This is a genomic window from Leisingera aquaemixtae (genome assembly GCF_001458395.1).
In the GTDB taxonomy this organism is placed as follows: Bacteria; Pseudomonadota; Alphaproteobacteria; order Rhodobacterales; family Rhodobacteraceae; genus Leisingera; species Leisingera aquaemixtae.
This window is the reverse complement of the sequence record NZ_CYSR01000040.1, coordinates 327064-333258: the sequence shown is the minus strand read 5'-3', so window position 1 is coordinate 333258 and position 6195 is coordinate 327064. Positions and strand designations below refer to the sequence as shown.

5 protein-coding genes and 2 pseudogenes are annotated in these 6195 nt (G+C 56.4%); 2 read left to right on the top strand and 5 right to left on the bottom strand.

Annotation, left to right across the window (positions count from 1 at the left end):
- Positions 1-224, bottom strand: a pseudogene (locus PHA8399_RS21730) (recombinase family protein); the annotation flags it as partial.
- The gene (locus PHA8399_RS22505) at positions 221-610 is read right to left on the bottom strand and encodes a hypothetical protein (protein ID WP_145976994.1); all 390 of its coding nucleotides are present in this window, start codon (positions 608-610) and stop codon (positions 221-223) included. The pseudogene PHA8399_RS21730 and the gene PHA8399_RS22505, both read right to left, overlap by 4 nt.
- Before the next feature lie 68 nt (positions 611-678).
- On the opposite strand from PHA8399_RS22505, the pseudogene PHA8399_RS22145 reads away from it, so the two are divergent.
- Positions 679-894, top strand: a pseudogene (locus tag PHA8399_RS22145) (transposase domain-containing protein); the annotation flags it as partial.
- 505 nt (positions 895-1399) lie between these two features.
- Positions 1400-2977: an AAA family ATPase gene (locus tag PHA8399_RS21720; RefSeq protein ID WP_058288155.1), complete on the top strand. Its 1578-nt coding sequence runs from the start codon at positions 1400-1402 to the stop codon at positions 2975-2977.
- A gap of 1283 nt (positions 2978-4260) precedes the next feature.
- On the opposite strand, the gene PHA8399_RS21710 is transcribed toward PHA8399_RS21720, so the two are convergent.
- The 3 genes from PHA8399_RS21710 to mntR all read right to left on the bottom strand — a co-directional run bounded on the left by PHA8399_RS21710 (position 4261) and on the right by mntR (position 6044).
- The gene (locus PHA8399_RS21710; RefSeq protein WP_082649613.1) at positions 4261-4710 is read right to left on the bottom strand and encodes a c-type cytochrome; all 450 of its coding nucleotides are present in this window, start codon (positions 4708-4710) and stop codon (positions 4261-4263) included.
- A complete protein-coding gene (locus tag PHA8399_RS22990) occupies positions 4640-4957 on the bottom strand; it encodes an ankyrin repeat domain-containing protein (RefSeq protein WP_369324001.1) in 318 nt (105 codons plus the stop codon). Before PHA8399_RS22990 ends, PHA8399_RS21710 begins: the two co-directional genes overlap by 71 nt.
- Before the next feature lie 637 nt (positions 4958-5594).
- Positions 5595-6044, bottom strand: coding sequence for a manganese-binding transcriptional regulator MntR (mntR, locus tag PHA8399_RS21700; protein ID WP_208856366.1), 450 nt, complete (start codon positions 6042-6044; stop codon positions 5595-5597).
- Positions 6045-6195: the final 151 nt, after the last annotated feature.

Below are 6195 nucleotides of genomic sequence, written 5' to 3'. Positions count from 1 at the left end.
TCGAAGCCGGGGCGGGCGTGACAGCCACTGGCCGATACACCAAGGTCGTCGTCGATGACATCGATCCCGGCAAATCCATATCCGCGGGCCATCTCGACAAGATCGTATTGCCGGCGCTGGCTTTCGAGGTTCGTCATAACCTGGCTCTGCGTCGACTGGCGCACGTAGATCACCGCCTGACGCTTCAGCAGTTCCGGTGGAAACGTGAGGGCCATGTCATTCATTGCTGTGCCCTCCCGGACCGGTTTTTGCCGCGGTCAGCAGCAATTGCGCCAGGGCTGTCACCATCGACCGGTATTCCGGTTCCGTCAGCGATGGTGCCGGCGATAACGGCAGCGGCAACTGGGCTGGTGTCGAGGATCTGTGATGCTTCATTCGGGGCCTCCATGGGTGACTCGTCACCATTCAACCCTCGCCGGAAACCGAGGTGCCCGAGAACCGAATGAAGTTCGAAAAGCGCATCCGTGGACACCAAAGGTGCGCCAAGCTCGAAACTCTGACAAACCGAAGCATCCAGAATCCAAGCGGGTGCCAGGATCGCGATCCCCGCATCGCGCTCGATCCCAACATGTTGGCCATCACCGCGATTGAGCGTGCGGAAAACCTTCACGTCCGAGCCAAAATAGGCATGCCATCGATAATGAACCCGGTAAACTTGCCCGACATGGGCAGAATGAACGGGAACTGGCCCTGACGAGAAAAAATGCGCTCTTTGCTGGTCACGACGAAGGCGGCCGCGCCTGGGGCCGCATCGCTTCGCTTATTGCGACGGCGAAGATCAACGGCGTCGAGCCTTTTGCCTACCTCAAGGCCACCCTCGAAGCCATCGCTGCAGGTCACCCTGCCAGCCGGCTCGACGAACTTCTCCCCTGGAACTTCCCACCGTCAAGCTGAAAGCCCGGTGCCCTCCAGACGCCGCTTACAGAAAATCCTGCAGATATAAGAGTGGTTCACGCATGCTTGGGATTTACGTTCGCAAATGCTATTGCAGCGGCATAGCCTTTAGACTGCCTTGCTTGGGCATCACGTCGGGTTACAAACACCCCTGCAGACGGCGGCAATCAGCCCGGTGAGGACAAGACCACTTCCTTTCGACCTTCTTTTCTCCCACAATAAGGGCGGAGAGCCGACCTTTGCTGCGCCTTGCACGAATGACCGCGATCGCGCAGAAGCGGTCTTTCGGCCTGGCAGCCAGAGAACCTGTCAGGTCCAGACAATTAAGATGGACGTCGGCACCGGGGCCGGTCAGTGGGCCACGGACTCGGATATAGTATGGAGCGGGTCTCTAAATGGCCCAGCCTGCAAGCGCGGGCTTTACGACTGCCTTGACCCGACGGGGGCACGCGCACTGATGCTTGCGGCTGGACAAGGACGATTGTTCTGATAGCCTCGTGAAATCATGGATTTTCAAGTCATTTCGTACCGTGGAAGTCTGCCGGAAGGGCAGGTAAACAAGGTCTTCCTGCTTACCGACGGCTGGGACGATTGGTTCAAGTATAGCACGATGTATGTAGTGTTTTACTTCGATGAGGCCGGAGAGAAACACCGCATTGGCGAAGTGAAAATTGGTGAGTTTGAGATGATCGCCGATCAGCGGCGGCCAAATATCCCTGACGAGTTCAATGAGCTTGATGAGAGGTTTTTTTCGCTCGGGCAGGATGATAGTTACTACCAGGCGGTCAACGAACTCGGTGACGCCTTTCGGGATGAGTTCCTGGAGGCCATGAGAGATGTCGCACGCGATGCCGACCTCTTCGAGCGCGCTTTGGAGGAAAAGGTAACTGGCGTTTCGCTGCTGAGATCTGTTTCAGATCAATCGGTTAGAGGTCAGTACCGGAGAATGGCGCAAGGCGGCGCACGTCTGACTGAATATGCATTCTCCTACACGCCACCCCCATGGGGGGCAAACAGCCTACCGCCTACCTACAATTTTGCAGTTCATCCGGAGACTTACCCTCCGACCAACGTTCATGTTCTTATCGGTCGAAATAATGTCGGGAAGACATATACAGTTGAACAAATGACAAACGCCCTTGTTCGCCCCGAAGAAGGCAATTTTGGAGACTTCCGCTGGGACGAAATTGACGATCTTGGCCTCGAAGATTCGGAAAGTTTCTCGAACATCATCGCCGTAACCTTTAGTGCGTTCGACCCGTTCGAGCCACTTTCCATTCCCGAGAACAAACTATCCCGAGTCCGTTACCAATATATCGGCCTAAAACATACTGGCCGAAACGAAGATGGTACGAAGAAGCCGCCAAAATCTACGGATGACCTTGCCGCAGACTTCGGAAGGTCTGTGCAATTAATCCTCACCCAGAAATCGAAGCAGGAGCGGTGGCGGCGTGCGTTATCCCTTTTGGAATCTGACCCTATCTTCAAACAAGCGGAAATATGGCAGTTAATCGAAACGTTCGAAGGGTTGCAAGCTGAGAACGAAACGCGCGAAGCTTTCAATAAACTCCGCAAGGATGCAAGGCAGCTCTATTCAAAGCTAAGTTCTGGCCACAAGATCGTTGTTCTGACCATCACCCGACTTGTGGAGGCGATTGAGGAACGATCCTTGGTATTGCTTGATGAGCCGGAAGCCCATCTTCATCCGCCACTGCTTTCCGCATTCATTCGCTCACTGTCTGATCTCCTCATCAATCGAAATGGAGTGGCGGTAATTGCCACCCACTCGCCAGTAATCCTCCAAGAGGTTCCTAAAACATGTGTCTGGAGGATATGGAGGAGCGGCCGTGAGAAACGCATTGAGCGACCAATTTTTGAAACCTTTGGCGAAAATGTCGGAACACTCACCCAAGAGATATTTGGCCTCGAAGTTACAAACTCCGGTTTTCACAAAATGTTAACCGACGCCGTTCGCGACGACCTCACATATGAAGAAGTCCTCGCACGCTTTAATGGACAGCTGGGTGACGAAGCAAGAAGCATCGTCCGTTCGCTGATCGCCGTGCGAGAGCAAGAAGGCTAACACATGTGGACTGCCCCCCGGCCGGAGCTCACTGCACTCGATATCTTTGATACTTGCGCACAAGGGATCGCGGATGCTGCCAAGAAGACGCGCCTCGAAGGCATCCGAGAGCAAATAGAACAAGCCGAAACTGACTTTGATGCCAGAGCTGCGGCGACTGAGCTCCATCTTGTTGTGGAGGCAGATACCGTTGCCGGAGCCAATGGCCCTGTAACAGCAAAGGAGATGGAGCAGCTATACGACCGTCATCTGGCGCGACAGAAGAGCCGTGGCCGGCAAATCTACGACAAGATTATGATGGCTGCCGTACACGGACAATGCCCATTCTGCGGACATCTACCGGTTTCTACGCTGGACCATTCCCTGCCTAAGGCGCGGCACCCTGCCCTCGCACTCACCCCCCTAAACCTCATCCCATGCTGCAAGGATTGCAACCACAACAAGGGGACCTCTGGTCCTAACTCGACTGAGACACAGTTCCTACACGCTTACTATGACGACCTTACTGCCGATCGCTGGCTGTTTGGCACAATCGTGGAGGGTTCTCCGCCTGGAGCGGCGTTCCATGTCGATCCGCCGGAAGAATGGACGGACGCGACGTCGTCAAGGGTTAGGAGGCACTTCGATAAACTCAAGCTGGCGAGGCTCTATGCGTCCCAAGCCGGTCGACAAATACAAAACATCCGACGCTCTCTATCCAATATTTACGACGCAGCCGGAGCTGATGCGGTCAGCGCGGATCTGCTGGAAAGGAGCTTGAGTTGTGCCGACGTTAGCCTCAATTCTTGGGACGGCGCGTTATACGAAGCAGCGTCCCATAGTGATTGGTTTTGCAATGGGGGCTTCAGAGCTTAATCGAACTGCTCCGCAATCACGCCGAATCTGGAAGGCTGCCACCCCGTCTGCCTTGTTTAGCTGGGACCGGTCATCCGCTGCGTCCGGCCCGAAGGGCAGGAAAGGGCCAGGGACCGGTCACGCTCCGTGCCAGGCACGACGGTCGGCTCTGGGCCGTTCTCGCCGGTGGAAGTTGTTTCTATTGCCCTGATGCTGCGTTGCACCCGAGGCCAGCTATGAGCCCGTCCCAGTCATTGTGATTTTGTGCTGCGCGCGCCCGCAGCGTGAATATCGCTGCGTTGGCACAAAGTGTTCCGCCGCGCGGCGGCGGAAATACCGGCCATTGGTTCAGCGCGCAGCGACGATGAAGCGGGCAATCTACAGGTCGCGGGACGAAGTTGCCGTTGATTGGTGAACACCCCTCTCGCAACTTGGCGAAGAAAAAGGCGTCACTTGAGGGTTGTGAGATAGGCAATCAAAGACCAGCGGATTTCCTGATCCGCGATTTCGACACGATCATTGCTGGTTGCCATCATGTTGCCTGGCAAAGCCATCTTTGGATCTGCAAGGAATGCATCAAGCTTTGCGATATCCCAAACTCCGCCGTCCTGGCGCAGGGCGTTGGAATACCGGTAGTTTTCAGAACCGGCAACAGGCCTTCCAACAATGTTCCACAAGGTCGGCCCTTTGGAGACTTCACCCGCTTCAAGCGGGTGGCATATCTTGCACGTTTCAACGGCGACCCGGCCTTTTTCCTTGCCTGCCGCCTGAAGGTCGCCTTCGGTTGGCGGTTGGGGCGGCTCCCAAATTGTTACTTCGCGCAGAATTTCAGCAACTGCCGTGTGGTTCTTCTGAGCGGCCAGATGCAACGGCGGATCGCCGAACTTTGCGCGCGCCAGCGGGTTGGCACCGGACTTGAGGAGTGCCCGGACTCACCGCACCTGAAGCGGCAGCTGAGTGAAGCGGCGTGCGTTCTTCACGCCCTCCGGTGGCTTCAAGGTCGGCACCGTGGTCAAGCAGCAGCTCAATAAGCTCCGTCCGATCCCGCCCTGCTGCAACCATCAGCGGGGTGCCAAGCGCGGTATCGGCGTTGGGATCGGCACCGTATTCCAGCAAGATGCGCGCCGCTTCTTCGTGGCCCGCCATGAGCGCGAAGTGAAGCGGGTTGGCGACCCCCGGTTCGTCTGACGGCGCGCCGTTCGCAAGAAGGCCGGTCAACGCGGCGACATCCCCCGAACGCGCGGCATTTGCTACTTCACCGGCATCGGATCCGAGCGCAGGCAGAACACAAAGTGCCGTCGCAGAAAGGCTTGCGAAAAGAGGTTTCATTGGACTCTCTCCTTTCTTGGCGAACATATGTACCGGGATATTAGCACGTTTTCTGTGCCAAATCTCCGGTCCGCAAAGGCCTGCTACGGACTCTCAGCCGCCGAATGCTTGTGCAGAAAGGCCCTTGTCGTGCTTGGGCAGGAAACGGCCATCGACAGTTCTGGCCAAGGGGCTGTTCCTGCGTCGTTTCCGGTGATGCGCTGCCACCCGCGCGCGCAAAGCCGTGGTTCGGCCCGGTAGCGGCGAAATCTTGATGAGAGCCCAATTCGCCAAATGCTGCGCCTCAAACCAATGAGCGTGAAGCGTTGTAAATGGACATCGAGTGAGAGCTACACAACCGATTGGTGCCAGTAGAGGATCCCACTGGTGCGGAAAGGCAAAGCAAACCTAATGAGGGGCAAGGGTGGTGCGCTGGTTGCTTCAGCAGGCATTCACCAACAGAGCGAGCAACAATTCACCCCTTGGCCCGCTCTTTGGTGAAGGCATGGAACACGGCGAGGGTTTCTTCGCTGACGTGGTGTTCGATACCTTCGGCGTCGTATTCAGCCACCTCTTGAGACACGCCAAGAGCCACCAAGAAATCCACCACGATCCTGTGCCGTTGGCGGCAGGCTTCGGCCAGCTCGCGGCCTTCTTCCGTCAGGCGTATCGAACGGTAGGGCTCCTGCAGGATCAGCCCTTCCCGTTTCAGGCGGTTCAGGTTCTTGGAAACCGTAGGCTGGGTGACGCCAAGCCGCTCGGCGATTTCGACAGGCCGGGCTGCGCCATTCAGCTGTATCAGCTCGGCAATCAGCTCGACATAGTCTTCGACCATCTCGCTTTGATGAGCCGTGCGCACGGCCTCAAACCCACTTGCCTGTTCGTCCGGGCTTCGGCTGAGGGCGTTTTCGTTGGTGTCAGTCATGTTGCTCATAAGGCCGCGGTCAGTTTGGCCTCCCTGTATGCCTGCATCAAAGCGGGTTGACAACGGTATAGAAGAAACTACAAAATTTAGCCAAAGCTAACTTTTGTAGGCTCAGCCATGAAAAAACTCATCACAACGGCATTGGTCGGCC